Here is a 23,122-nt window from a genome sequence, read left to right on the forward strand (position 1 = left end):
TAGCCGAAAAACGCGCCGCGTCCAATGGCGGGCCGGGGATGCGTCGTGTACCCTTTGCGCCGGGAGGAATTGGCAATGACACAATTCAACGAGGTCGAGCTCACGGAGGCCGTCGTCGCGAGCTTCGAGCGCACACCCGATCCGCGCGCGAAATTCCTGCTGCAGGAATTGGTGAAGTCGCTGCACGATTATGTGCGCCGGACGGAGCTCACTTTCGACGAGTGGGCCGCCGCCATCGACTTTCTGACCCGCACCGGCCAGACCTGTACCGCGAGCCGGCAGGAATTCATCCTGCTGTCCGACGTGCTCGGCGTATCGATGCTGGTCGATGCCGTCAACCACCGGGAGCGGGGAGGGGCGACGGAGACGACCGTGCTCGGTCCGTTCTACGTCGGCGAGCACAAGGTGACGCCCCACGGCACCGACATCTCGGCGGATCTCAAGGGCGAGAAGATGTTCGTCCAGGGACGGGTGACCGATCTGTCGGGTGCCCCGCTGGCGGGCGCCACGGTCGATGTCTGGCATGCCGACGACGAGGGCTTCTACGATTCGCAGCGGCCGTCCTATGAAAGCGATGGTCCGTCGTCGCGGGCGCGCTTCATCACGGATGCGGATGGTCGCTTTTTCTTCCGCACCATCCTGCCCTGCAGCTATCCGATCCCGACCGACGGTCCGGTGGGACGGATGATCCTCGAGACGAAGCGTCATCCGATGCGCCCGGCCCATGTGCATTTCCTGGTGGACGCCAAGGATTACGAGCCGCTGATCACCCACGTCTTCGTCGGCGGCGACGAATATCTCGACAGCGACGTCGTCTTCGGCGTCAAGGACGACCTCATTGCCCAGGTGGAGCGGCGCACCGATGCGGTGATGCCGGACGGCAAGCTGGCGGCCGGGCCGTGGCACTTGATGAGCTATGATTTCCGCATGAAGCCGGGAGCAGGCGTGGCGCCGAGGCCGCTCGGCGCGATCGCGCCTGAACCCGCCTGATCCTGCGGCGAGCGCCAGTCCCGCCTACCAGCCGCCGTGGCGAGCCGCGAGCAGGATGACGACGGCGATCGCGAGCAGTGCCGTCGTTGCCTTCCAGAACAGCAGCGGATTGCGCTCGATCAGCGGCGTCCGGTCGCCGCCGACATAGGCCGGATTGGGGTGCCGCAGGTCGAAGACGAATTCCGAGAGGCTCTCGTAACGTTTGGCAGCGACCGGATGGACGGCGCGGCGAAGTGCCCCGTCGATCCACAGCGGGACGGTCTGGTCATCGCCCGAGGCCGGCTGATAGCGCACCTTGCGAAACTGTGCCGGGGTTCTCGCGCGCGCCATCTGCGCGCCATAGGGCAGCCGGCCTGTCAGCATCTGGTAGGCGATCACGCCGAGCGAGAACTGATCGGACCATTCGGAGCCGCCCTCGCCGAGAAAATATTCCGGCGCCGTATATTGCTGGGTGCCGAGGATGCTGTCGTGATCGGCGGCCGGGTCGGCCTCGACCACGCCGCTGACGCGCACCGATCCGAAATCGATGATCTTCACCGTCCGGGTCCGGTCGATCATGATGTTTGCAGGCCGCAGATCCTGGTGCAGCATTTCCTTGCGATGCAGCGCCTGCAGTCCGTTGGCGATCTGCTCGATGATGTCTCTGACAGTATCGAGATCGGCTTTCGGATGGTCGATCATCCATTGCGCCAGGGTCTGGCCTTCGACGAATTCGGTGACGACGTAGAGATGATCGCGGCGGCGCGTCGATGGGAAGGCCTTCAGCACGTGCGGATTGTCGATCCGTCGCGCGATCCACTCTTCCATCAGGAAGCGCTTCAAATAGGCCGGGTCGCCGCGCAGGTCGATCGAAGGCACCTTGATGGCGACGGGGAGCTCCGTCTCGACGTCGACCGCCAGATAGATGTGGCTGCGGCTGCTGGAATGGATCTCGCGCACGATCCGGTAGCCCTCGAAGATCATCCGCGCGTCCAGCAGCGGCGCCGGCGGCAGCTGCTCGGCCTGGACCGGAATCTCGGCGGCGTCGCCGACACCGAGCTCGTCGATCCGCACGATCTGGATGGTGAGATTGTCCGCGCTGCCCTGCGCCAGCGCCTCGGCGACGATGATGCGGGCCGCCTGGTCGAGGTCGAGGGAATTCTCTTTCAACACGTTGGCGACAAAACGCTTGCCGACATGCTCGTGAACGCCGTCGGTCGCGAGCACGAAGATGTCGCCGCGCTCGATCCTGACAGCCTGATAGTCGATTTCGACCTGAGGGTTGACCCCGAGCGCGCGCCCCAGATAGCTCTGCTGCGACGAGATCATGACGCGATGATCGTCGGTGAGCTGCTCGAGCGAATGGCCGGCGAGGCGTGAGATGCGGCAGTCGCCGACATGGAAGAGATGCGCGGTGGCCGCCTTGATCACGATCGCGCTGAGCGTGCAGACGTAACCCTTGTCGCGGTCATAGGCGTATTGGCTGGCTCTGGTCTGGGCATGAAGCCAGGAGTTGGCGGCCGTGATCACGCGTCGCGCCGACGTCTTCACCGACCAGGCATCCGGCGTGCAGTAATAATCGGTCAGGAAGCTCTTGACCGCGGACTCGCTCGCGATGTGGCTGACCTCGCTGCTGCTGATGCCATCGGCGATGGCGACCGCGATGCCTTTCAGGCTGAGCGCAGGCTCATCGGGGATCAGGGCGCCGTGGAAGTCCTGGTTGCCCGGCTTCTGCCCTTTGTCGGAATGCGCTCCGATTGTGATCCGCAATGGCATTTGGCTGTGGGGCGAAGGCGAGGGAGCCCGACCTTAGCGCGGGCGGGCTCCCAAGGGAAAATGAAATCAGGCGGCTGCGCGAACGGAGACCTTGGCATCGCGCTTCGGCTGCGTCCTGATATGGGTGGCATAGAGCGTGAGGCCGGTAAAGGAGAGGCCGCCGACGAGATTGCCGAGCACGGTCGGGATCTCGTTCCAGATCAGATAGTCCATGATCGAGAACTTCGCATGGAGCATCAGCCCCGACGGGAACAGGAACATGTTCACCACCGAATGCTCGAACACCATGTAGAAGAAGACCAGGATCGGCATCCACATCGCCAGCACCTTGCCTGGCACGGTGGTCGAGATCATCGCGCCGACCACGCCGGTGGAGACCATCCAGTTGCACAGCATGCCGCGGATGAACAGCGTCGCCATGCCGGCCGCGCCATGCGCCGCGTAGCCGAGCGTCCGGCCTTCACCGATATTGCCGATGACGGCGCCGACCTTGTCCGGCTCCTGCGTGAAGCCGAAGGTCGTCACGAACGCCATCATGAAGGCCACCGTCAGCGCGCCGGCGAAATTGCCGATGAAGACGAGTCCCCAGTTGCGCAGCACGCCTGCGATGGTCACGCCCGGACGCTTGTCGATCAAGGCCAGCGGCGACAGCACGAACACGCCGGTCAGAAGGTCGAAGCCCAGCAGATAGAGCATCGAGAAGCCGACGGGAAACAGCAGCGCGCCGATGATCGGCTGGCCGGTGTTCACATTGATTGTCACGGCGAACCACGCCGCGAGCGCGAGAATGGCGCCGGCCATGTAGGCGCGGATGACCGTATCCCGTGTCGACATGAAGATCTTGGACTCCCCTGCGTCCACCATCTTGGTGACGAATTCCGAGGGCGCGAGATACGACATTCAGGCTTCCTTCTGATTGTGCTTAACAACTGCCGGTTTCGCGTTGCCCGCCGGGAACACGTTTCCCGGTGGGCACCACATGAAGCGAGCGGCGTCGAATGTCGGTGCAAGGCTGAATTGCGGGCGCATCACGACGACTGCTGGGATCGGAGCAGTTCATTGAGATCCGTCCCGAATGTCAGGCGCTAACAGCCTCAACAATCCGTCGAACCGCAGTCATCGTTGACTAATGAGTTGTTAGCAAGCCACGTGCCAATTCTGGCCACAATGCGGGTTCGTCAATTTATCCAACGCCTTAGCCGATTGCGCGGCGCGACCATGAGCGAATGTGCCGGGCGTTGAGACGGCGGCTGCTTACGGCCGTATCGCATGTGCTCATTCGGTGTGCATTGCACATATAGCAAGCGAATCGCAAAAGATACGTGCGTTTCTGGCGAAGGCAGGCGCGGACGGCTTGTTCCTAACCCGCTGAAATTGCTGCGCTCCGGCTCAGAACGCGCTTGGCACAAAGATTGAATAAGTACTCCTGACGCCATCGACGCCGTCTCCCGAAAACTCATTCATCAGCAGCGTGACAGCTCACCGGAGCCTTCTCCGGGAGTCGGCTTGCGTCCGCAGGCCGGCAAGGCGTCACGGAGACGCAAAGGATCATCCTTTCATGCCGAATTCATCCGACCTCACCCGACGTCCTGATCCGGAACAGGCGTTCGCTTCCAAGCGCGGCGCCATGCTGGATCGTCGTGCGTTTCTTGCGGCAGGCACTGCCGCCGCGCTGGCGCTCACTTCCAGCCGTGCGCGTGCGGCCAAGCTTGAAAAGGACGAGCTCAAGTTCGGATTCATCAAGCTCACCGACATGGCCCCGCTCGCGGTCGCCAAGGAGAACGGCTACTTCGAGGACGAGGGGCTGATTGTCACGCTGGAGGCACAGGCCAATTGGAAGGTGCTGCTCGATCGGGTCATCACCGGCGAGCTCGATGGCGCGCACATGCTTGCCGGCCAGCCGCTCGCGGCGACGATCGGCTTCGGGACCAAGGCCCATATCATCACGCCGTTCTCGATGGATCTCAACGGCAACGCCATCACGGTCTCCAACGAGATCTGGGAGCTGATGAAGCCACAGGTGGCGAAGGATGCGAGCGGCAAGCCGGTGCATCCCATCAAGGCGGAGACGCTGCGTCCGGCCATCGAGAAGCTCAAGGCTTCCGGCAAGTCCTTCAAGATGGGCATGGTGTTCCCGGTCTCGACCCACAACTACGAGCTTCGCTACTGGCTCGCCTCCGGCGGCATCAATCCTGGATATTATTCCGCCGATGATACGAGCGGCACCATCGCGGCCGAAGCCCTGCTGTCGGTCACGCCGCCGCCGCAGATGCCCGCCACGCTCGAAGCCGGCACCATCAACGGCTACTGCGTCGGTGAGCCGTGGAATCAGGCCGCCGTCTTCAAGGGCATCGGCGTGCCGGTGATCACGGACTACGAGATCTGGAAGGACAATCCCGAGAAGGTGTTCGGCATCACGGCGGCGTTCGCCGAGAAGAATCCCAATACGACGCTCGCGCTCACCAAGGCCTTGATCCGTGCCGCGATGTGGCTGGACGAGAACAACAACGCCAACCGCGCCAAAGCCGTCGAGATGCTCTCCAAGCCTGAATATGTCGGCGCCGACAAGGCGGTGATCGCGAACTCGATGACCGGCACATTCGAGTACGAGAAAGGCGACAAGCGGCAGATTCCGGATTTCAACGTCTTCTTCCGCTACTTTGCGACCTATCCCTATTACTCCGACGCCGTCTGGTATCTCACCCAGATGCGGCGCTGGGGACAGATCGCGGAGGCCAAGGACGATGCCTGGTACCACGCGACGGCCAAGAGCGTTTATCGGCCCGACATCTATCTTGCGGCCGCCCAGCAACTCGTCGCGGACGGCAAGGCGAAGAAGGAGGATTTTCCCTGGCAGACCGACGGCTTCCGCGCGCCGACTGCCGAATTCATCGATGGCGTGACCTACGATGGTCGCCAGCCGAACGCCTATATCGACAGTCTCAAGGTCGGGCTGAAGGGCAAGCAGAAGATCGAAGGCAACAAGATCATCGGCGGATGAACGGTGGCAGGGCCACAAGTCCTGGCGGTCCACACCCGGTCCCTGTCTCGCATTCTGAAAGATGAGCAATGGCAATTGTCGGAGACTACGTCGATGTCGACGCCGCCGCGGAGCAGCGCGCGCGCAAGGAGCGAATTTTCGCGCGGATCAACGCCGCCGCGAGCTATCTGAATATCGTCGGTCTAGGCTGGCTCGCTCCATTGGCGCGGATGGCGGCCGGCGACAGTATCAAGCCGCAATTGAAGGAGCTCCGGCAGACGCTGCTCGTTCCGTTGCTCGGCATCGGCCTCTTCCTTGCTGCGTGGGGTTGGGTCGCGCCCCACGTGAAGACGTCGCTCGGCGCCATTCCGGGGCCAGCCGAAGTCTGGGGTCAGGCCAAGAATCTCTACGCCGATCATGTGGCCGAGCGCGCCAAGCAGGCCGCCTTCTACGAACGGCAGGAGGCACGCAATGCCAAGCTGATCGCGGACGGACGGGCTGATGAGGTCAAGCAGCGAAGCTACGCCGGAAACCCGACCTATTTCGATCAGATCCTCACCAGTCTGCTGACTGTTGCCGTCGGCTTCGTCGTCGCTACGGTGATCGCGGTTCCGCTCGGCATCTTTTGCGGACTTTCGAAGACCGTGAACGGTGCGCTCAATCCACTGATCCAGATCTTCAAGCCGGTGTCCCCGCTGGCCTGGCTACCGATCGTGACGATGGTCGTATCCGCTCTCTACACCAATCCGACCGAATACCTGCCGAAGTCGCTGTTGATCTCGGCCATCACCGTGACGCTCTGCTCGCTGTGGCCGACGCTGATCAATACGGCGCTCGGGGTCGCGTCGATCGACAAGGACCTGCTGAACGTCGGCCGTGTGCTCCAGCTCCCGACCCATCGCACGATCACGAAACTGGTGTTGCCGAGCTCGCTGCCGCTGATCTTCACCGGGCTGCGTCTTTCGCTGGGGGTGGGCTGGATGGTCCTGATCGCCGCCGAAATGCTGGCGCAGAACCCGGGTCTCGGAAAGTTCGTATGGGATGAATTCCAGAACGGCTCGTCACAGTCGCTGGCGCGGATCATCGTGGCGGTGCTGACCATCGGTATCATCGGCTTCCTGCTCGATCGGGTGATGTACGCGCTGCAATCCGCCTTCACCTTCTCGAGTCAGCGCTGAGGTGGCCGTCATGTCATTCCTGTCGTTGAAGGGCGTCAGCAAGAGCTACGGCAGCGGCGATCGCAAGCTCGACGTGTTGTCCAATCTCGATCTCGAGGTCGAGGAAGGCGAGTTCGTTGCCATCGTCGGATTTTCCGGCAGCGGAAAATCGACGCTGATCTCGGCGATTGCGGGGCTGGTTCAGCCCGATGCCGGCGAGATCACACTCAAAGGCAAGCCGATCTCCGGGCCAGGGCCCGACCGCGGCGTCGTATTCCAGTCCTACTCGCTGATGCCATGGCTCACGGTGCGCGGCAACGTCGCGCTCGCCGTCGATCAGGTGTTCGCCGGAGAGACCAGGGCGGCGCGGTCGGCAAGGGTTGACCGGTATATCGCAATGGTCGGGCTGTCGCATGCGGCGCAGCGCCTGCCGTCCGAGCTGTCAGGGGGCATGCGGCAGCGGGTAGCCGTCGCCCGCGCGCTCGCCACCGGACCGGAAATTCTGCTCCTCGACGAGCCGCTGTCTGCGCTCGATGCGCTGACTCGGGCGCGACTTCAGGACGAGATCGTCGAGATCTGGTCGCGTGACAAGCGCACCGTCGTGCTGATCACCAATGATGTCGACGAGGCCATTCTGCTTGCCGACCGCATCATTCCGTTGCTGCCGGGGCCGAAGTCCACGCTCGGACAGAATTTCAAGGTCGACATTCCACGCCCGCGCCAGCGCTCGTCGATTAACGAGGACGTGCGCTTCAAGCAGCTGAGGCAAGCGGTGACGAGTTATCTCATGGACGCGGCCGCCGGCCGGACGCCGGACAAGGCCGCTGGCCGCTCTCTGCCCAATGTGGTGCCGATCACCCAGATGGAGAAGCCGCCCCCGGCCTACCAGCGCGCGATCAGCTCGGCGCCCTACCAATCCGACCGCTACCTGGAATACTCACAGCTGTCGAAGGTCTATCCGACCCCGAGCGGTCCGCTCACCGTGGTCGACAATTTCGACCTGAAGGTGCGCAAGGGAGAATTCATCTCCGTGATCGGTCATTCGGGATGCGGCAAGTCGACCGTGCTCTCGATGACCGCCGGGCTCAACGATGTCACGCTCGGCGGCATCATTCTGGATGGTCGCGAAGTCTCGTCGGCCGGTCCCGACCGAGCCGTCGTCTTTCAGTCGCCGTCGCTGTTTCCGTGGTTGACCGCGCGTGAGAACGTGGCGCTCGGCGTCGACAGGGTCTATCCGCATGCGACGCCCAAGGAGCGCAACGACGTCGTCGACTACTACCTCGAGCGCGTCGGCCTCGGCGACTCGCTCGACACGCCGGCTGCGTCGATGTCCAACGGCATGCGACAGCGCGTCGGCATCGCGCGCGCCTTCGCTTTGTCTCCGAAGCTGCTGTTGCTCGACGAGCCGTTCGGAATGCTCGACAGTCTCACCCGTTGGGACCTCCAAGAGGTCCTGATGGAAGTCTGGCAGCGCACGCAGGTGACGGCTCTGTGCGTGACCCACGACGTCGATGAAGCAATTCTGCTGGCCGATCGCGTGGTGATGATGACCAACGGTCCCAACGCCCGCATAGGTCACATTCTCCAGGTCGACATTCCGCGACCGCGCACGCGCAAGGCCTTGCTGGAGCATCCGGACTATTACCGCTACCGGCGCGAGGTGCTCGATTTCCTCGAGGCCTATGAACACGGTTCGAAACCTGAGCCGGGCCCCGCGGTCCCGTCGCATTCAGGCACCCAGGCTGCATGACTGCCGGACGCCGGATCGAACCGCCGTCCGCCTTCAGACGACCAACGAGGCCCGATAGCTGCATCGAAGGATTTCCCATGACGCCGTCTCAGATCGCATTGGTTCAGGACAGTTTTGCCAAGGTCGCGCCGATCTCCGATCAGGCCGCGACCATCTTCTACGATCGCCTGTTCGAGGTCGCGCCGCAGGTGCGTGCGATGTTTCCGGACGACCTCACCGAGCAGCGCAAGAAGCTGATGGCGACCTTGGCGGTCGTGGTGAATGGATTGACCAACCTGCCTGCGATCCTGCCGGCGGCAAGCGCGCTCGCCAAGCGCCACGTCGATTACGGCGCCAGGCCGGAGCACTATCCGGTGGTCGGCGCCGCGCTGCTGTGGACGCTGGAGAAGGGACTCGGCGACGGCTGGACGCCCGAGGTCGCCGCCGCCTGGACCGCGGCCTATGGCACGCTGTCCGGCTACATGATCGCCGAAGCCTATGGCAAGGCGCAGGCGGCGGAGTAGGCGCCTTGAGTGAACCGCTCGTCATCGTCGGCAACGGCATGGCTGCTGCGAAGCTGGCGGAGGAATTGTCGCAGACCGTGCTCGGCCGCTACGCGATCGCCGTCATCGGCGAGGAGCCGCGGCTGGCCTACAACCGCGTGCTGCTGTCGTCGGTGCTGGCCGGCGAGGCCGCGTCCCACGAGATCGAGCTCAAGCCGGCATCCTGGTGGCGCGAGCGCGGCGTGACGTTGAAATACGGTGCGCGCGTGACCGGCATCGATGTCGGCCGCCGCGAGCTGCAGATCGAGAACGACGAGAACGTGACGTTCTCGCGCCTGGTCCTCGCTACCGGCTCGCTGCCGCTGCGGCTTCCGGTGCCGGGCGCCGATCTGCCGGGCGTGCACACGTTCCGCGACAGCCGCGACACCGACGTGCTTCTGGCGCTGGCGGCCAAGAAGGGCCGCGTGGTGGTCGTCGGCGGCGGGCTGCTCGGGCTGGAAGCGGCCTACGGCCTGGCGCGCGCCGGCGCCAAGGTGACGCTGCTGCATCTGATGGACCGGCTGATGGAGCGGCAGCTCGATGCGCCGGCGGCCGCGCTGCTCAAGTCGCTGGTGGCGCGCAAGGGCATCGAGGTTCTGCTCAATGCCAGCACCGCTTCCATCCACGGCAACGGCCGGGTCGAAGGCGTCGAGCTGGCCGACGGGCGCCGCCTCGCCGCGGACGCGGTGATCTTCGCCGCCGGCATCCGGCCGAATGTGACCTTGGCAAAGGAAGCGGGGCTCGCCGTCAACCGCGGCATCGTCGTCGACGATGCGATGCAGACCTCGGCGCCCGGCATCTTCGCGCTCGGCGAATGCGCCGAGCACCGCGGCACCTGTTACGGGCTGGTCGAACCGGCCTACGAGCAGGCGCGGGTGCTGGCGCAGCATCTGGCCGGACGCAAGGCGGCCTATGGCGGCAGCGTCGTCTCGACCAATCTGAAAGTGTCGGGGGTGTCGGTGTTCTCGGCCGGCGATTTCGTTGGTGTCGAGGGCAGCGAGACGATCGTGCTCAACGATGCCAGGCGCGGCATCTACAAGAAGCTCGTCATCGCCGACGGGCGCCTCACCGGCGCCGTGCTGATCGGGGAGACCAGGGATGCTCTGTGGTATCGCGACCTGATCCGCAGCCGCGAGCCGGTCGCGGCGATCCGGACCGAGATGATGTTCGGCCGCGCCGCGGCGCGGCCACGGGCAGCGTGAGAGAGGGGACCTCGCACGATGACGACTGTTGATCCCAAGTTGCGCACTGTGCGCACCGCCTGTCCGTATTGCGGCGTCGGCTGCGGCGTGCTCGCCACGCCCGACGGCAGCGGCGGCGCGGCGATCTCCGGCGATCCGTTGCATCCGGCCAATCTCGGCCGGCTCTGCTCCAAGGGCTCGGCGCTCGGCGAGACGCTCGGGCTCGAGAGCCGGCTGCTCTATCCGATGATCCGCTGCAAGGGCGGCATGCAGCGGGTGGCGTGGAGCGATGCGCTCGATCATGTCGCGACCCGCCTCAAGCACATCGTCGCCCGCGACGGCGAAGACGCCGTGGCGTTCTATCTCTCGGGCCAGATGCTGACCGAGGACTACTACGTCGCCAACAAGCTGATGAAGGGCTTCCTCGGCTCGGCCAATGTCGACACCAATTCGCGGCTGTGCATGGCCTCGTCGGTCGCCGGCCATCGCCGCGCCTTTGGCGCCGACACCGTCCCCGGCACCTATGAGGATCTCGATCGGGCCGATCTGCTGGTCTTCGTCGGCAGCAACGCCGCCTGGTGCCACCCGGTGCTGTACCAGCGCATGCTGGCCAACAAGCAAACGCGCGGTGCCAGGTTCGTGGTCATCGATCCACGCCGCACCGACACGGCTGAAGAAGCCGATCTGTTCCTGGGATTGAAGCCCGGCACGGATGCGGCGCTGTTCTCCGGCCTGCTGGTGCATCTCGCCGACAGCGGCGCGCTCGACGGCGACTACATCGCGCGCCATACGTCTGGCTTCGACGAGACCCTGGCGCGGGCGCGCAATCTCGCCGGCAGCACCGCGGCGACCGCGCTCGCCACCGGCCTGTCCGAGCCCGATGTTGCCGCCTTCTTCAAGCTGTTCCGCGACACGCCGGAGGTCGTCACCTTGTACTCGCAGGGTGTCAACCAGTCGGCTCAGGGCACCGACAAGGTCAATGCGATCCTCAACTGCCATCTTGCCACCGCGCGCATCGGCAAGCCGGGTATGGGGCCGTTTTCGCTGACCGGCCAGCCCAACGCGATGGGCGGCCGCGAGGTCGGCGGGCTCGCCAACCAGCTCGCCGCGCATATGGGCTTCACGCCGCCGGACATCGATCGTATCCGGCGCTTCTGGAAGGCGCCCGATATCGCCACCCATGAGGGATTGAAGGCGGTCGCGATGTTCGAGGCGATCGCGCGCGGCGAGATCAAGGCGCTGTGGGTGATCGGCACCAATCCGGCGGTGTCGCTGCCGGACGCCGATCTCGTGCTGTCGGCCCTGAAGAAGCTCGAGCTGCTCGTCGTCTCCGAGAACGTGCGCTCCAACGACACCGTGGATGCTGGCGTGCACGTGCTGCTGCCGGCGCAGGCCTGGGGCGAGAAGTCGGGCACGGTCACCAACTCCGAGCGGCGCATCTCGCGCCAGCGCGCCTTCATGGCGCCGGCCGGCGAGGCCATGCCGGACTGGTGGATCCTCAGCGAGGTCGGCAAGCGGCTCGGCTTCGCTTCCGCCTTCGACTACGGCTCCGCCGCGGACATCTTCCGCGAGCACGCCGCGCTGTCGGGGTTCGAGAACGACGGCAGCCGCGACTTCGACATCGGCGCGCTGGCGAGCCTCAGCGACGACGAATACGACACAATGGCCCCGGTGCAATGGCCGGTGCGCGCGGGCAAGCCGCCCGCGCCGCGCTTCTTCGCCGACGGCGCCTTCTTCACCGGCGACCGCAAGGCCCGCTTCGTCGCGCCGGAGGTGCCGGCGCTGCGCAGCGAGACCAATGCCGCGCGGCCCCTGCGGCTGAACACCGGGCGCATCCGCGACCAGTGGCACACCATGACGCGCACCGGGTTGAGCCCGCGTCTCGGAGCGCATCTGCCGGAGCCGTTCGTCGAGGTGCATCCGGACGACGCGCTGCGCTACGGCCTGATGCATGACGGCTTCGCCAAGGTGACGACCGAGCACGGCCGGTGCATCCTCAAGGTCGTCGTCAGCGAGCGCCAGCAGCGCGGCATGCTGTTCGCGCCGATCCATTGGAACGCGACGAACTCCTCGCATGGCCGCGTCGGCGCGCTCGTCGCCTCGCACACCGATCCGTTCTCCGGCCAGCCCGAGGCCAAGGCGACGCCGGCCGCGATCAGTCCCTATGAGTACGTCTTCCGCGGCTTCATCCTGTCGCGCACCGAGCTCGCGCTGCCGTCCCATCTGTGGTGGGCGCGGGCGACGGTGCAGGGCGGCTTCGGCTATCTGTTCGCCGACAACGGCGACCTCATGCGCTGGCCGGCGTGGTTCAAGGCGCGCGCCACCGACGATGTCACGGACTACATGGATGTCGGCGGCGGCGTCTATCGCGCCGCGTCCTTCGGCGGCGACCGCATCGAGACCTGCGTCTTCGTCGGACCGGGCCATGATGCCGGCGACTGGAACGTCGTGAAGACGATGTTTTCAGCCGATCGTCTCGACGACGATCAGCGCCGCATGCTGCTGTCCGGCCGCGCGCCCGACGGCGTCGGCGGCGGCCCGATCGTCTGCGCCTGCTTCGGCGTCGGCCGCGACACCATCTGCGATGCGATCGCCGCCGGCGCGCGCACGCCCGCCGCGATCGGCGCGCAGCTCAAGGCGGGAACGAATTGCGGCTCGTGCATTCCGGAGATGAAGCGGCTGATCGCGCAGACGCCGGCGCAGGCCGAGGCGTCGGTGAAGGTGGCGAGCTAGCAAAGCCCGCCGTCATTCCGGGGCGAGGCCGCAAGGCCCCGAACCCGGAATCTCGACATGGCGGAAACGAGCCGGTGCAAACCAAGTTCGAGATTCCGGGTTCGACGCTGACGCGTCGCCCCGGAATGACGTTCCTGGGGAGCGCCAATCGACGCCGCGCTGCGCGTCCTCTATGCTCCCGCCCATGAAGCACAAGACATTCGGAACCGGCAGCGCCGGCGTGTCCGTGATCGGGCAGGGCACCTGGTATCTCGACCACGCCGACCGCAGCCGCGCCATCGCCACGTTGCGGCGCGGCCTGGATCTCGGCATGAGCCACATCGACACCGCGGAGATGTATGGCGATGCCGAGCTCGTCATCGCCGAAGCCATCGCCGGCCGGCGCGACGACGTGTTCCTGGTGTCGAAGGTGCTGCCGAGCAACGCCTCCCGCCGTGGCACCATCACCGCCTGCGAGCGCTCGCTGAAGCGGCTCAAGACCGACCGGCTCGACTGCTATCTGTTGCACTGGCCCGGCTCCTATCCGCTCGCGGAGACGGTGGCAGCGTTCGAGGAGCTCAAGGCGGCCGGCAAGATCGCGGCCTGGGGCGTCAGCAATTTCGACGTCGACGATCTCGACGAGCTGCTGGAGGTCGCCGGCGACGGCAGGATCGCCTGCAACCAGGTGCTCTATCACCTGCAGGAGCGCGCCATCGAGCATGCCGTCATCCCGTGGTGCGGCCAGCGCGGCGTCGCCGTCGTCGCCTATTCGCCGTTCGGCCATGACGACTTTCCGGAACGCCGCAGCGCCGGCGGCGAGGTGCTGCAGCGGATCGCGGAGCAGCACGGCGCGACGCCGCGCCAGGTCGCGCTCGCCTTCCTGACGCGGGCATCATCGCTGTTCGCGATCCCCAAGGCGTCACGGCCCGAGCATGCCGAGCAGAATGCGGCGGCTGGCGACATCGAGCTCACCGCGGCCGAGATCGCCGCGATCGATCGCGCCTTTCCGCGCGGGCCGAAGCCGCGTGGGCTGCCCATGCTGTAGCGCAGCATCACGGAAAATTACGGATGTTTGCTACCTCGGCGCGTAGCCAGCGCATATCGGCTGCCCGCTTTCCATGGGTTGTCCCGCGGCCGCGATTGGCGTTTTGTCGCCACTCACCGAATCGTCGCTTCTGCCAACCTTTGAGTTCGACCGTGACCCCGCCCCCGAGTGCGGCCGCCGCCGCGCGCCTCGACGACGTGCCGACGTCCGTGCAGGACAAGCCGCAGGCCCGGCGCAAGCGCGCGCCCGCCCGCGCCGACCGGCCGTTCCGCGGCATTGCGCTGATCCTGCTGTCGACCGTGTTCCTCGGCACCTCGGACGTGACGGCGAAATATCTGTCGAAGACGCTGCCCTCGATCGAGATCACCTGGATCCGCTTCGTCGTATTCGCGCTCATCATGGTGCCGGCGATGATCCCGGGCTCGCCGCTGTTCGCGATGCGCACCGCGCAGCTCAAGTTTCAGTTGCTGCGCGGCGTCGCGCTGCTCGGCTCGTCGCTGATGTTCATCACTGGTTTACGCTACCTGCCGATCGCCGAGGCCTCCGCCACCGGCTTCGTCGCGCCGCTGTTCGTCACCGCGCTGTCGATCATCTTCCTCAGCGAGAAGGTCGGCCTGCGCCGCTGGGTCGCCACCGCGGTTGGCCTGTTTGGCGTGCTGGTGATTCTTCGCCCCGGCACCGGCGCGTTCCATCTTGCCGCGCTGTTTCCGATCGTCTCGGCCTTCGCCTGGGCCTGCACCCTGATCATGACGCGGATGATGAGCGGGCGCGAGCACGCGATCACGATCATGACCTATTCGTCGATCGCCGGCGTCTGCGTGCTCACCGCGATCGTGCCGTTCGTCTGGACCACGCCGTCCTGGCAGGACATCGCCTTCGGCGTGCTGGTCGGCGTCGCTTCGACCATGGGGCAGTGGATCGTCGTGCTGGCATTCCGCTATGCCGACGCCTCGGTGCTGGCGCCGTTCTCCTACACCCAGTTGCTGTGGGTCAGCATCCTCGGCTTCCTGGTGTTCGGCGAGGTGCCAGATGTCTGGACCATCGTCGGCGCCGCCTTCATCGTTTCCAGCGGCCTCTACACTGCCCATCGCGAGCGCGTCCGTCGCTCGCAACTGCTGCAGGTCGCCGGCGAGAGCTCGCCGAATCCGTGAGCCATCGGTCGCACGTCCCCAGGCCATTGCGGGGGGCGACTTTTTGGGTGGATGCGTTGCGCGCCCGCTACAACCGCGATCAAACGCGTAACGCGCTGATTTCAAACAAGAAACAGGGGCGCCGTCGATCTCGGCGGGCGCCGCGCGCCTGCTAGGTCTTGGATTGCATCACGGGGGTGCAGAGCAAGATCGGGGGATTGCGTGCAGAGGCGGGTCGAAACGGCGGGGCGTCCGACGGCGCGAGGCGTGTGCGGCGCGCTGGGGCTCATGCTCGGGCTCTTCGGGCTCGGGCCGACGACGTCGGCGCAGGCCCAGACCGACTACACCTGGGGCGGCACCGGCTCTTCGACTGCGACCTCCGACTACAACCTCGCGACCAACTGGGAGACCCCGCCGGCCGGCGCGCCGCCGGCATCGAGCGGCCAGGAGGCGCTGTTCGGCGCCACCGGCGCATCGACCATCACGGTCACCGCGCCGCTCAATCCGGATGCCTGGATTGTCCTCGGCAACGCCCAGTCCTATGCGATCGGCGGCGCCGACGTGAATTTCGGCGTCGCCGGCTCCGGCTGGGGCTTCATCAACGACGCCAATTCCGGCCAGACCATTACCATCGGCAACAACCTCGGCGAGACCGTTGCCGGCGTGCGCGCCGAGCTGCTCGGCAACAGCACCACCATCCTGCTCGGCAACAACTCCTATTCGGGCGGCACCTTCATCGGCAACGGCGCGACCTTGCAGCTCGGCGACGCCACCCACACCGCCCGCATCATCGGCGACGTGTCGAATTTCGGCATCTTCAACGTCGTCAGGGCCGATACGTCCGGGATCGTCTCGCTCACCAATGATGGCGGCACCACCAACTTCCTCGGCGCGAGCTCCGCCGGCACGATGACGATCGTGAACCAGTCGATCGCCACGACGGCGTTCGGCGTCGCCGGAGGCACCGATACGGCGACGGCGGGGAACGCCGTGATCACCAACCATCAGGGCCGCACGCTGTTCAACGCCAACACCAGCGCCGGCAATGCGACGATCACGAATGATACGTTCAGCCTGGTCGCGTTCGTCAATGCCGCGACGGCCGCCAACGCGGTCATCACCAATGGCGGCAATTCCTACCTGATGTTCGGGATGGGCTTCGGCAGCGACACGCCGTCCGCGGGCAACGCAGAGATCACCAACAACATGGACGGGCATATCCAGTTCAACGCCCATTCCACCGCGGCGAATGCGACCATCACCACCAACGACGGCGCTTCCACCCTGTTCTTCGACCATGCGACCGCAGGCTCCGCCACGATCATCACCAATGCCGGTGGTCGCACCCGTTTCCTCGACAATACGACCGGCGGCGCCGCGCAGTTCGTGACCAACGGCACCGGCGTGGTCGACTTCTCCGGCAGCACGGGGGCCAATGGCGACGGCCGCATCACCGCCGGCTCCCTGGCGGGATCCGGCAACTATTACATCGGCGCCTTCAACACGCTGGTGGTTGGCGGCAACAATCTCTCGACCGAGGTCTCCGGCGTGATCAGCGACTACGACCCGTGCGAGTGCGGCACGGTCGGACCGGGCGCGCTGACCAAGGTCGGCAGCGGCAAGCTGACGCTGTCCGGCATCAACACCTACACTGGCGCGACCATGGTCGATGGCGGCATCCTCGCCGTCGACGGTTCGATCGCCGGCAGCAGCGTGACCGTGAATGCCGGCGGCACGCTCGGCGGCAACGGCGTCGTCGGCAGCACCCTGGTCAATGGCGGCGCGCTCGCGCCCGGCAATTCGATCGGGCTGCTGACGGTGCAGGGCAATCTCGTGTTCACGGCTGCCGCGAGCTACATGGTCGAGGTGTCGCCGGCCAATGCCGACCGGGTCAACGTGACGGGCACCGCGACGCTGGGTGGCGCCACGGTGCAGGCGGCGTTCGCCCCCGGGAGCTACGTCAACAAGCGGTACACGATCGTCAACGCCGCCGGCGGCGTCGGCGGCACCTTCAATACGCTGGTCAACACCAACCTGCCGGCCAACTTCTCCTCGAGCCTGAGCTACGACGCCAACAACGTCTATCTGAACCTGACGCTCGGCACGGCCGGGACCAACACCAACCAGCAGAACGTCACGGACACCACGACCGGCTATTTCAACCGCACCGGCGGCATCCCGCTCGCTTTCGGCGCGCTGACCCCGGCCGGCCTGACGCAGGCGTCCGGCGAGATCGCCACCGCCTCGCAGCAGGCGATGTTCGACTCGATGAAGATATTCCTTGGCCTGATGACCGATCCCTTCGTCGCCGGGCGCAGTGCGAACCCATCGGCTCCGGCGGCGTTCGCCGACGCAGGGCAGGGCGCCGCACCGCGCGATGCCTTCGCGCGCATGCCGGTCAAGGCCGCTTTGGCCCGGCGCTTCGACGAGCGCTGGAGCACCTGGGCGGCGCCGTTTGGTGGCGGTTCGTTCACCGACGGCAATGCCGCGCTCGGCTCGAACGACACCACCATCCGCGAGGTCGGCTTCGCCGCCGGCGCCGACTACATCGTGTCGCCGAACTGGCTGGCCGGCTTCGCGCTGTCGGGCGGCGGCACCAGCTTCAGCGTCAATGGCGGCGGCAGCGGCCGCTCCGACCTGTTCCAGGCCGGCGCCTTCGCCCGCTATCGCAACGGCCCGGACTATCTCTCCGCCGCGCTCGCCTATGGCTGGCACGACGTGACCACCGACCGCACCGTGGCCGTCGCGGGCGTCGACCAGCTCCGCGCCCGCTTCAATGCATCGGCCTATTCCGCCCGCCTCGAGGCTGGCCGCCGCTACGCCACGCGATGGGGCGGGGTCACGCCCTATCTCGGCGGGCAGGCGACGGCTTACGTGTTGCCGTCCTATGCCGAGCAGGTGCTCTCCGGCGCGGGCACCTTCGCGCTGAGCTATGCCGGCAAGACCGTGACGGATGCGCGCGCCGAGCTTGGCGCGCGCGTCGACCGGTCGTTTGCGCTCGCCGACGGCGTGCTGTCGCTGCGTGGCCGCGCCGCCTGGGCGCACAATTTCAACCCGGATCGCACCATGACCGCCGGCTTCCAGGCGTTGCCGGGCACGAGTTTCATCGTCAACGGCGCCGCGCAGTCGCGCGACCTCGCGCTCACCACGGCCTCGGCCGAAATCGCCTGGCGCAACGGCTGGTCGGCGGCCGCGACCTTCGAAGGCGAGTTCTCGACCATCAGCCGCTCCTACGCGGGCAAGGGCGCGGTGCGCTACAGCTGGTGATCGCGCGCTCCCATCTTGGATCGTTCTCGCAGCAATGCTACGGCTGCCTCAACGAGACACCAGGGAGAACGCCATGATCAATCTGACGCCCGAGACCATGCTGCCCGACGACGGCACCCAGGGAACGCTGGTCGGCCGGGTCTGGCGACCCGACGTCGATGGTCCGGCCGTTGTGGCGGTGCGCGATGACGGCGTCTACGATGTCACCTCGGCCTTCCCGACCGTCAGCGCGCTGTGCGAGCACGACGATCCCGCGGCTGCACTGCGCGGCATGGGCGGGCAGCGCATCGGCGACCTCGCCGCCATCCTCGCCAACACGCCCCCCGATCGCCGTGATCCCGCCAAGCCGTGGCTGCTGGCGCCGGTTGATCTCCAGGTGCTCAAAGCGGCCGGCGTCACCTTCGCGATCTCGATGCTGGAGCGCGTCATCGAGGAGCGCGCGCGCGGCAATCCGGCCTCCGCCGAAGCGATCCGGACAGAGGTGGTGCGTCTCGTCGGCGACGATTTCTCCAAGCTGAAGCCCGGCTCCGACCAGGCCATGCACCTCAAGCAGGTGCTGATCGAGCAGAACGCCTGGAGCCAGTATCTCGAGGTCGGCATCGGCCCCGACGCCGAGGTCTTCACCAAGGCGCCGACCATGTCGTCGGTCGGCACCGGCATGGATGCCGGGCTGCATCCGAAATCGACCTGGAACAACCCGGAGCCGGAGGTGGTGCTGGCGGTGTCGAGCCGCGGCAAGATCGTCGGCGCGATGCTCGGCAACGACGTCAACCTGCGCGACTTCGAGGGCCGCTCGGCGCTGTTGCTGTCCAAGGCCAAGGACAACAACGCCTCCTGCGCCATCGGACCGCTGCTGCGCCTGTTCGACAGGAGCTTTTCGCTCGACGACGTCAGGAAGATGGACGTCGCGCTGAACGTGACCGGCAGCGACGGCTTCGTGCTCGACGGCCATTCCTCCATCAGCAAGATCAGTCGCGATCCGACCGATCTCGTCGCCCAGACCATCGGCGCCGTGCATCAATACCCCGACGGCTTCGCGCTGTTCCTCGGCACGATGTTCGCACCGGTCAAGGACCGCGACGCAGCCGGTCAGGGCTTTACGCACAAGCGCGACGACATCGTCACGATTTCAGCCCCGCAGCTCGGCCGCCTCGTCAACCGCATGCGCAACAGCGACGAATGCGAGCCGTGGACGTTCGGCGTCGGCGCCCTGATGCGCAGCCTGGCGCGGCGGAAGCTGATTTGACGACGGGCTGCCTCTCCATCCTCGCCGTCATTCCGGGGCGCGCGCAGCGCGAGCCCGGAATCCATACGCCGCAGCCGTCGTGAGTCAGACGGCTCTCAGTGATCGTGCTCCACCACGTCTATTCGTGGCTATGGACTCCGGGCTCGCTCGCTTGCGCGAGCGCCCCGGAGTGACGACCGGTGTGCATCGAGGCATTTGGGGCCTGGTGGTTTGAGACGCGCCGCGATGCGGCGCTCCTCACCATGAGGGGCAAGTGGCGGAGCAGCCGCTGCATACGGGACCATGAACACGCTGTTAGCGTGTTCATGGAGAGGGTTTGAAGCTCTTGAGGATCGCGCCGCACACTCAGCCCTCGTCCTGAGGAGCCCGCCGGAGGCGGGCGTCTCGAAGGACGGCTGTACGGCTCTGCCGGCTCTACGCCCCTTCATGCTTGCGAGCGCGATGTTGGGAATTGGAGCGGCCGCCTCACTCGCCTCACACATGCCCCGACGCCATTTCGCCGGCGACGCGGCGCGGGCGCTCCTGCAGCTGGGCGGGATCGCCGCGCGCGGCGCGCTCGCGGACCAGCGAGAGCGCGTGGTCGCGTTCGGCGGCCGGGCTGCGCCGTGGCTCCGACCGGCGCAGGCCGAGATCGTCGTCGATCGGATCCTTCGGCACCAGCGACAACGCCCGCTCGAACGGATCGAGCGACGCGTCACGTCCCCTGCCGCCGTCACGGCCCGGTTCAGGCTCGGGCGGACGTCGCGCCACGAGCGTCTTGATGCGTCCGATCAGGCCGGATGGCGCTTCCGGCGGCGCTGAATCGAACGGGTCGGCATAGAACGTCGCGCCGGCCTTCTCGACCATCCCGGCGAGCGCGGTCACCATGCGCGGCGAGCCGCAGGCATAGACCACGTCGGAGGACGTCAGCGTCGGCATGTGCGGCTCGATCCGCCCGGTGCGGATCGACGGATGGTTGATCGGGCCCTCCTCCACGGTCGGAATGATCGTGACATTCGGCAGCCGCGCGAGCTGCGCCAGGATCGGCGTCATGTAGAGCTGCGGCAGCTTCTTGGCGCCGGCGATGATCACCATGGGACGGCTGCGGTTCTCGCGCAGCGCCATCGCCGCGATCGCCCAGATCGGCGCGAAGCCGGTGCCGCTGCCGGCGAGGACGAGACGGCCGGTGCCGCCCGGACGCAGGAACGCGTGACCATAGGGCCCCTGGATGCGCAGCCGATGGCCGGGCCGGATGCCGCTGCCGAGCGCTTGCGTGACGCGGCCGCCACGGACCTTCTTGATGTTGAGATGGATGACGCGGCCGCCGATGCGGCCGTCGAACGAGGCGGTCGGGCTGTAGGCGCGCGCCGGATAGCCGGCGAAGATGAACTTGAAGTACTGGCCCGGCAGATAGCTGATGCTCTTCTCGGGCGCGATCATCAGCTCCATGATATCTGGCGCGACCTCGCGCAGGCCGACCAGCCGTGCCTTGCTGATATCGATCTCCGGCACGTCCTCCACGTCGACGTCGAGGTCGGAGACGACGCGCGCCTGGCATGCATAGATCATGCCCTGCGTATGCGTCTCGCCGCACACCGTCTGCCCCTTCGAGACGTGAACCATGCAGGTGCCGCAGGTGCCGGCGCGGCAGTCGAACGGAATCTCGACGCCGTTGGCGAGCGCGCCATCGAGCAGCACGTCACCCGCGCGGACGCGGAACTGGCGGCCCTTGACGGTGACGGTCCTGAAGTTCGACATGGTTTACTCCTCGATCGGATACGCTGTGACGATGGTGGGACGAGACCGCGGGGCTTCACGCCTTGCCGGGCGACACGCGGATGAGATTCTTGTTGGCCGTGCTCTCGAATCGGCTCGACCAGTAGTTCGACGCCATCACCGGCCGCTTCAGCCAGCTCACCTTCGGCGAGCGCAGCACCAGGAACCAGAAGAAGAACGGCGTCGTGATGAGATGCGAGACCAGCGGAAACCAGTCCGGCAGCAACGACGCCGGGCCTGGCAGGCGATACCAATAGTAGGTGCTGATCGCGGCCGCCGCGAAGATGCGATGCATCCGGGTGCGTGCGGCGGGCCTGTAGCGCAGGATGTGCTCGCCGACCCTGAACACGACGTAGCTGATGAGCGCGGCGCCCAGCGGCCACACATAGGCGGTGATGATCGCGGCCTGGTCGACCTGCTGCGGCGGATAGTCCGGCACTTGATACCAGCCCCAGACGAAGCCGGGGAAGCTGCCGATCAGGAAGTTGCCGAGGAACTGCTGGACTTTGGTGGGCACGCCGGCGGTCGGCGTCAGCTCCGGCGTGGAGTCGGGGCACGGATTGCTGCAGGCCTCGCAGATGTTGCAGCGGGCGTTCTTGAAGGTCAGCGCCGGGTTGGTGCCGTAGAGCCGCTCGACCGGATGGATCGGGCACAGCGAGGTGCACCAGCCCGAGCGCATCTCGAACACCGAGCCCATCGCGAACGCCATGACCGCGGCCGACAGCAGCATGACCGCCGTCAGCGGGCCATCGACATTGAGCCCGATGCGCCGCATCGGTACCACGATGAAGAGAAGCGTCACGCTGATCACCGCCAGCGTCGCCGCGCCCCATTCCGGCATCCTGATGTTCTGCGAGATGCCCATCTTGTTCGGCAGCAGATGGAATGTCGCCATCGGACAGATGTTGCGCCACAGGCCGGGCGAGATCGTCACCAAGGCGGGCGCGACGGGAATCAGCAGATTCCACATCAGCGCGATGCCGAGCGCAGGAAAGAACAGCAGCAGGTTCACCAGCAGCACGCCGACGGCCAGCATCACCGTCTGCATCGTCAGCCAGAACCGCCGCTCGCCGCGTCCGGTGCTGCGGCTGCCGGGCTGTGCGGCCGGCTGATACCGGGCCGGTGCCACGTTCACGGCCACGTGGGCGAGTGGCCGGGTCTGTCGTTGGTGGGAAGCATAATCGTGTTGAGCCGAACGTTGAGCGCTGTTGTTTCGCATTGCTTTCCAGGACGCTGGTTTCTCTGTACGGGCGCGCTGGTGTGACGATTTCGGGCCGGACGTGTTGGTCCGCCGTGCCTGTTAGTTCGCGTCATCAGCGCATGCTGTGCCGCGGAATCTGACGGCGAGATGTGGCGCTTTTTGACGGCCAATATGGACGTGTCTGGGCCATGCTGCGGTAGGCGTGCGGCCGTTTGATCTGGATCAAATCGAGGAACATCAAGGATTTGATCCGGATCTGGGGTGTGTTTTTGAGGGCGTTTGATCTGGATCAATGACGGCCTTCGCTGTGACGCATCGCAGGCGCGATCAAGGCGGTGAGTATGCGGTCTCATCGTGGGCCTCATGGTTCGAGACGGCGCTTCGCGCCTCCTCACCATGAGGGTTAGCTTCGAAGCCGGAGTTGAACATGGG

At 66.1% G+C, this 23,122-nt stretch carries 15 protein-coding genes; 11 read left to right on the forward strand and 4 right to left on the reverse strand.

The window, feature by feature from the left end; translation table 11 throughout:
- Window positions 1–75 precede the first annotated feature (75 nt).
- Entirely contained in the window at window positions 76–990 is a 915-nt protein-coding gene (locus ACQR1X_RS03510; protein WP_434898331.1) for an intradiol ring-cleavage dioxygenase, read from the forward strand.
- Window positions 991–1,014: 24 nt separating this feature from the next.
- On the opposite strand, the gene ACQR1X_RS03515 is transcribed toward ACQR1X_RS03510, so the two are convergent.
- Both ACQR1X_RS03515 and ACQR1X_RS03520 read right to left on the reverse strand, forming a co-directional pair.
- Window positions 1,015–2,745 carry a protein kinase domain-containing protein gene (locus ACQR1X_RS03515; protein WP_434898332.1) on the reverse strand — a complete coding sequence of 577 codons (1,731 nt, stop codon included), beginning with the start codon at window positions 2,743–2,745 and terminating at the stop codon, window positions 1,015–1,017.
- Window positions 2,746–2,811: 66 nt separating this feature from the next.
- A complete protein-coding gene (locus tag ACQR1X_RS03520; RefSeq protein WP_316239039.1) occupies window positions 2,812–3,645 on the reverse strand; it encodes a formate/nitrite transporter family protein in 834 nt (277 codons plus the stop codon).
- Between the two features lie 727 nt (window positions 3,646–4,372).
- On the opposite strand from ACQR1X_RS03520, the gene ACQR1X_RS03525 reads away from it, so the two are divergent.
- From ACQR1X_RS03525 to ACQR1X_RS03570, 10 genes are all read left to right on the forward strand, one after another.
- The gene (locus tag ACQR1X_RS03525) at window positions 4,373–5,746 is read left to right on the forward strand and encodes a CmpA/NrtA family ABC transporter substrate-binding protein (protein WP_434898384.1); all 1,374 of its coding nucleotides are present in this window, start codon (window positions 4,373–4,375) and stop codon (window positions 5,744–5,746) included.
- A 68-nt stretch (window positions 5,747–5,814) separates the two neighbouring features.
- Entirely contained in the window at window positions 5,815–6,903 is a 1,089-nt protein-coding gene (locus tag ACQR1X_RS03530) for an ABC transporter permease (protein ID WP_316239040.1), read from the forward strand.
- Between the two features lie 10 nt (window positions 6,904–6,913).
- On the forward strand, window positions 6,914–8,632 hold the full coding sequence (locus ACQR1X_RS03535; protein ID WP_434873682.1) for an ABC transporter ATP-binding protein: 1,719 nt from the start codon (window positions 6,914–6,916) through the stop codon (window positions 8,630–8,632).
- Between the two features lie 77 nt (window positions 8,633–8,709).
- Window positions 8,710–9,135, forward strand: a complete 426-nt coding sequence (locus tag ACQR1X_RS03540) for a globin family protein (protein ID WP_316239042.1) — start codon at window positions 8,710–8,712, stop codon at window positions 9,133–9,135.
- A gap of 5 nt (window positions 9,136–9,140) precedes the next feature.
- Window positions 9,141–10,355: an NAD(P)/FAD-dependent oxidoreductase gene (locus tag ACQR1X_RS03545; RefSeq protein WP_434898333.1), complete on the forward strand. Its 1,215-nt coding sequence runs from the start codon at window positions 9,141–9,143 to the stop codon at window positions 10,353–10,355.
- 18 nt (window positions 10,356–10,373) lie between these two features.
- Window positions 10,374–13,067 carry a nitrate reductase gene (locus ACQR1X_RS03550; RefSeq protein WP_434898334.1) on the forward strand — a complete coding sequence of 898 codons (2,694 nt, stop codon included), beginning with the start codon at window positions 10,374–10,376 and terminating at the stop codon, window positions 13,065–13,067.
- 184 nt (window positions 13,068–13,251) lie between these two features.
- Entirely contained in the window at window positions 13,252–14,091 is an 840-nt protein-coding gene (locus tag ACQR1X_RS03555; RefSeq protein ID WP_434898335.1) for an aldo/keto reductase, read from the forward strand.
- Window positions 14,092–14,288: 197 nt separating this feature from the next.
- Window positions 14,289–15,242, forward strand: coding sequence for a DMT family transporter (locus ACQR1X_RS03560; protein WP_315802556.1), 954 nt, complete (start codon window positions 14,289–14,291; stop codon window positions 15,240–15,242).
- A gap of 267 nt (window positions 15,243–15,509) precedes the next feature.
- Window positions 15,510–18,488, forward strand: coding sequence for an autotransporter outer membrane beta-barrel domain-containing protein (locus ACQR1X_RS03565; RefSeq protein WP_434898336.1), 2,979 nt, complete (start codon window positions 15,510–15,512; stop codon window positions 18,486–18,488).
- A 73-nt stretch (window positions 18,489–18,561) separates the two neighbouring features.
- Window positions 18,562–19,734 carry a fumarylacetoacetate hydrolase family protein gene (locus ACQR1X_RS03570; protein WP_316183515.1) on the forward strand — a complete coding sequence of 391 codons (1,173 nt, stop codon included), beginning with the start codon at window positions 18,562–18,564 and terminating at the stop codon, window positions 19,732–19,734.
- 474 nt (window positions 19,735–20,208) lie between these two features.
- Here ACQR1X_RS03570 and ACQR1X_RS03575 read toward each other — a convergent pair whose 3' ends face one another.
- Window positions 20,209–21,471: a 2Fe-2S iron-sulfur cluster-binding protein gene (locus tag ACQR1X_RS03575; RefSeq protein ID WP_434898337.1), complete on the reverse strand. Its 1,263-nt coding sequence runs from the start codon at window positions 21,469–21,471 to the stop codon at window positions 20,209–20,211.
- Window positions 21,472–21,526: 55 nt separating this feature from the next.
- Entirely contained in the window at window positions 21,527–22,630 is a 1,104-nt protein-coding gene (locus ACQR1X_RS03580) for a ferredoxin (protein WP_434898338.1), read from the reverse strand.
- Window positions 22,631–23,122 lie beyond the last annotated feature (492 nt).

It is taken from the genome of Bradyrhizobium sp. HKCCYLRH3073 (genome assembly GCF_051167995.1).
GTDB lineage: Bacteria > Pseudomonadota > Alphaproteobacteria > Rhizobiales > Xanthobacteraceae > Bradyrhizobium.

Excerpts from the sequence above, each read along its gene's own strand:
- ACQR1X_RS03535 (WP_434873682.1), top strand. The coding sequence starts at position 6,914 with ATGTCATTCCTGTCGTTGAAGGGCGTCAGCAAGAGCTACGGCAGCGGC.
- ACQR1X_RS03575 (WP_434898337.1), bottom strand. The coding sequence starts at position 21,471 with ATGTCGAACTTCAGGACCGTCACCGTCAAGGGCCGCCAGTTCCGCGTC.
- ACQR1X_RS03530 (WP_316239040.1), top strand. The coding sequence starts at position 5,815 with ATGGCAATTGTCGGAGACTACGTCGATGTCGACGCCGCCGCGGAGCAG.
- ACQR1X_RS03570 (WP_316183515.1), top strand. The coding sequence starts at position 18,562 with ATGATCAATCTGACGCCCGAGACCATGCTGCCCGACGACGGCACCCAG.
- ACQR1X_RS03515 (WP_434898332.1), bottom strand. The coding sequence starts at position 2,745 with ATGCCATTGCGGATCACAATCGGAGCGCATTCCGACAAAGGGCAGAAG.
- ACQR1X_RS03550 (WP_434898334.1), top strand. The coding sequence starts at position 10,374 with ATGACGACTGTTGATCCCAAGTTGCGCACTGTGCGCACCGCCTGTCCG.
- ACQR1X_RS03565 (WP_434898336.1), top strand. The coding sequence starts at position 15,510 with ATGCTCGGGCTCTTCGGGCTCGGGCCGACGACGTCGGCGCAGGCCCAG.
- ACQR1X_RS03540 (WP_316239042.1), top strand. The coding sequence starts at position 8,710 with ATGACGCCGTCTCAGATCGCATTGGTTCAGGACAGTTTTGCCAAGGTC.
- ACQR1X_RS03520 (WP_316239039.1), bottom strand. The coding sequence starts at position 3,645 with ATGTCGTATCTCGCGCCCTCGGAATTCGTCACCAAGATGGTGGACGCA.
- ACQR1X_RS03525 (WP_434898384.1), top strand. The coding sequence starts at position 4,373 with ATGCTGGATCGTCGTGCGTTTCTTGCGGCAGGCACTGCCGCCGCGCTG.
- ACQR1X_RS03555 (WP_434898335.1), top strand. The coding sequence starts at position 13,252 with ATGAAGCACAAGACATTCGGAACCGGCAGCGCCGGCGTGTCCGTGATC.
- ACQR1X_RS03510 (WP_434898331.1), top strand. The coding sequence starts at position 76 with ATGACACAATTCAACGAGGTCGAGCTCACGGAGGCCGTCGTCGCGAGC.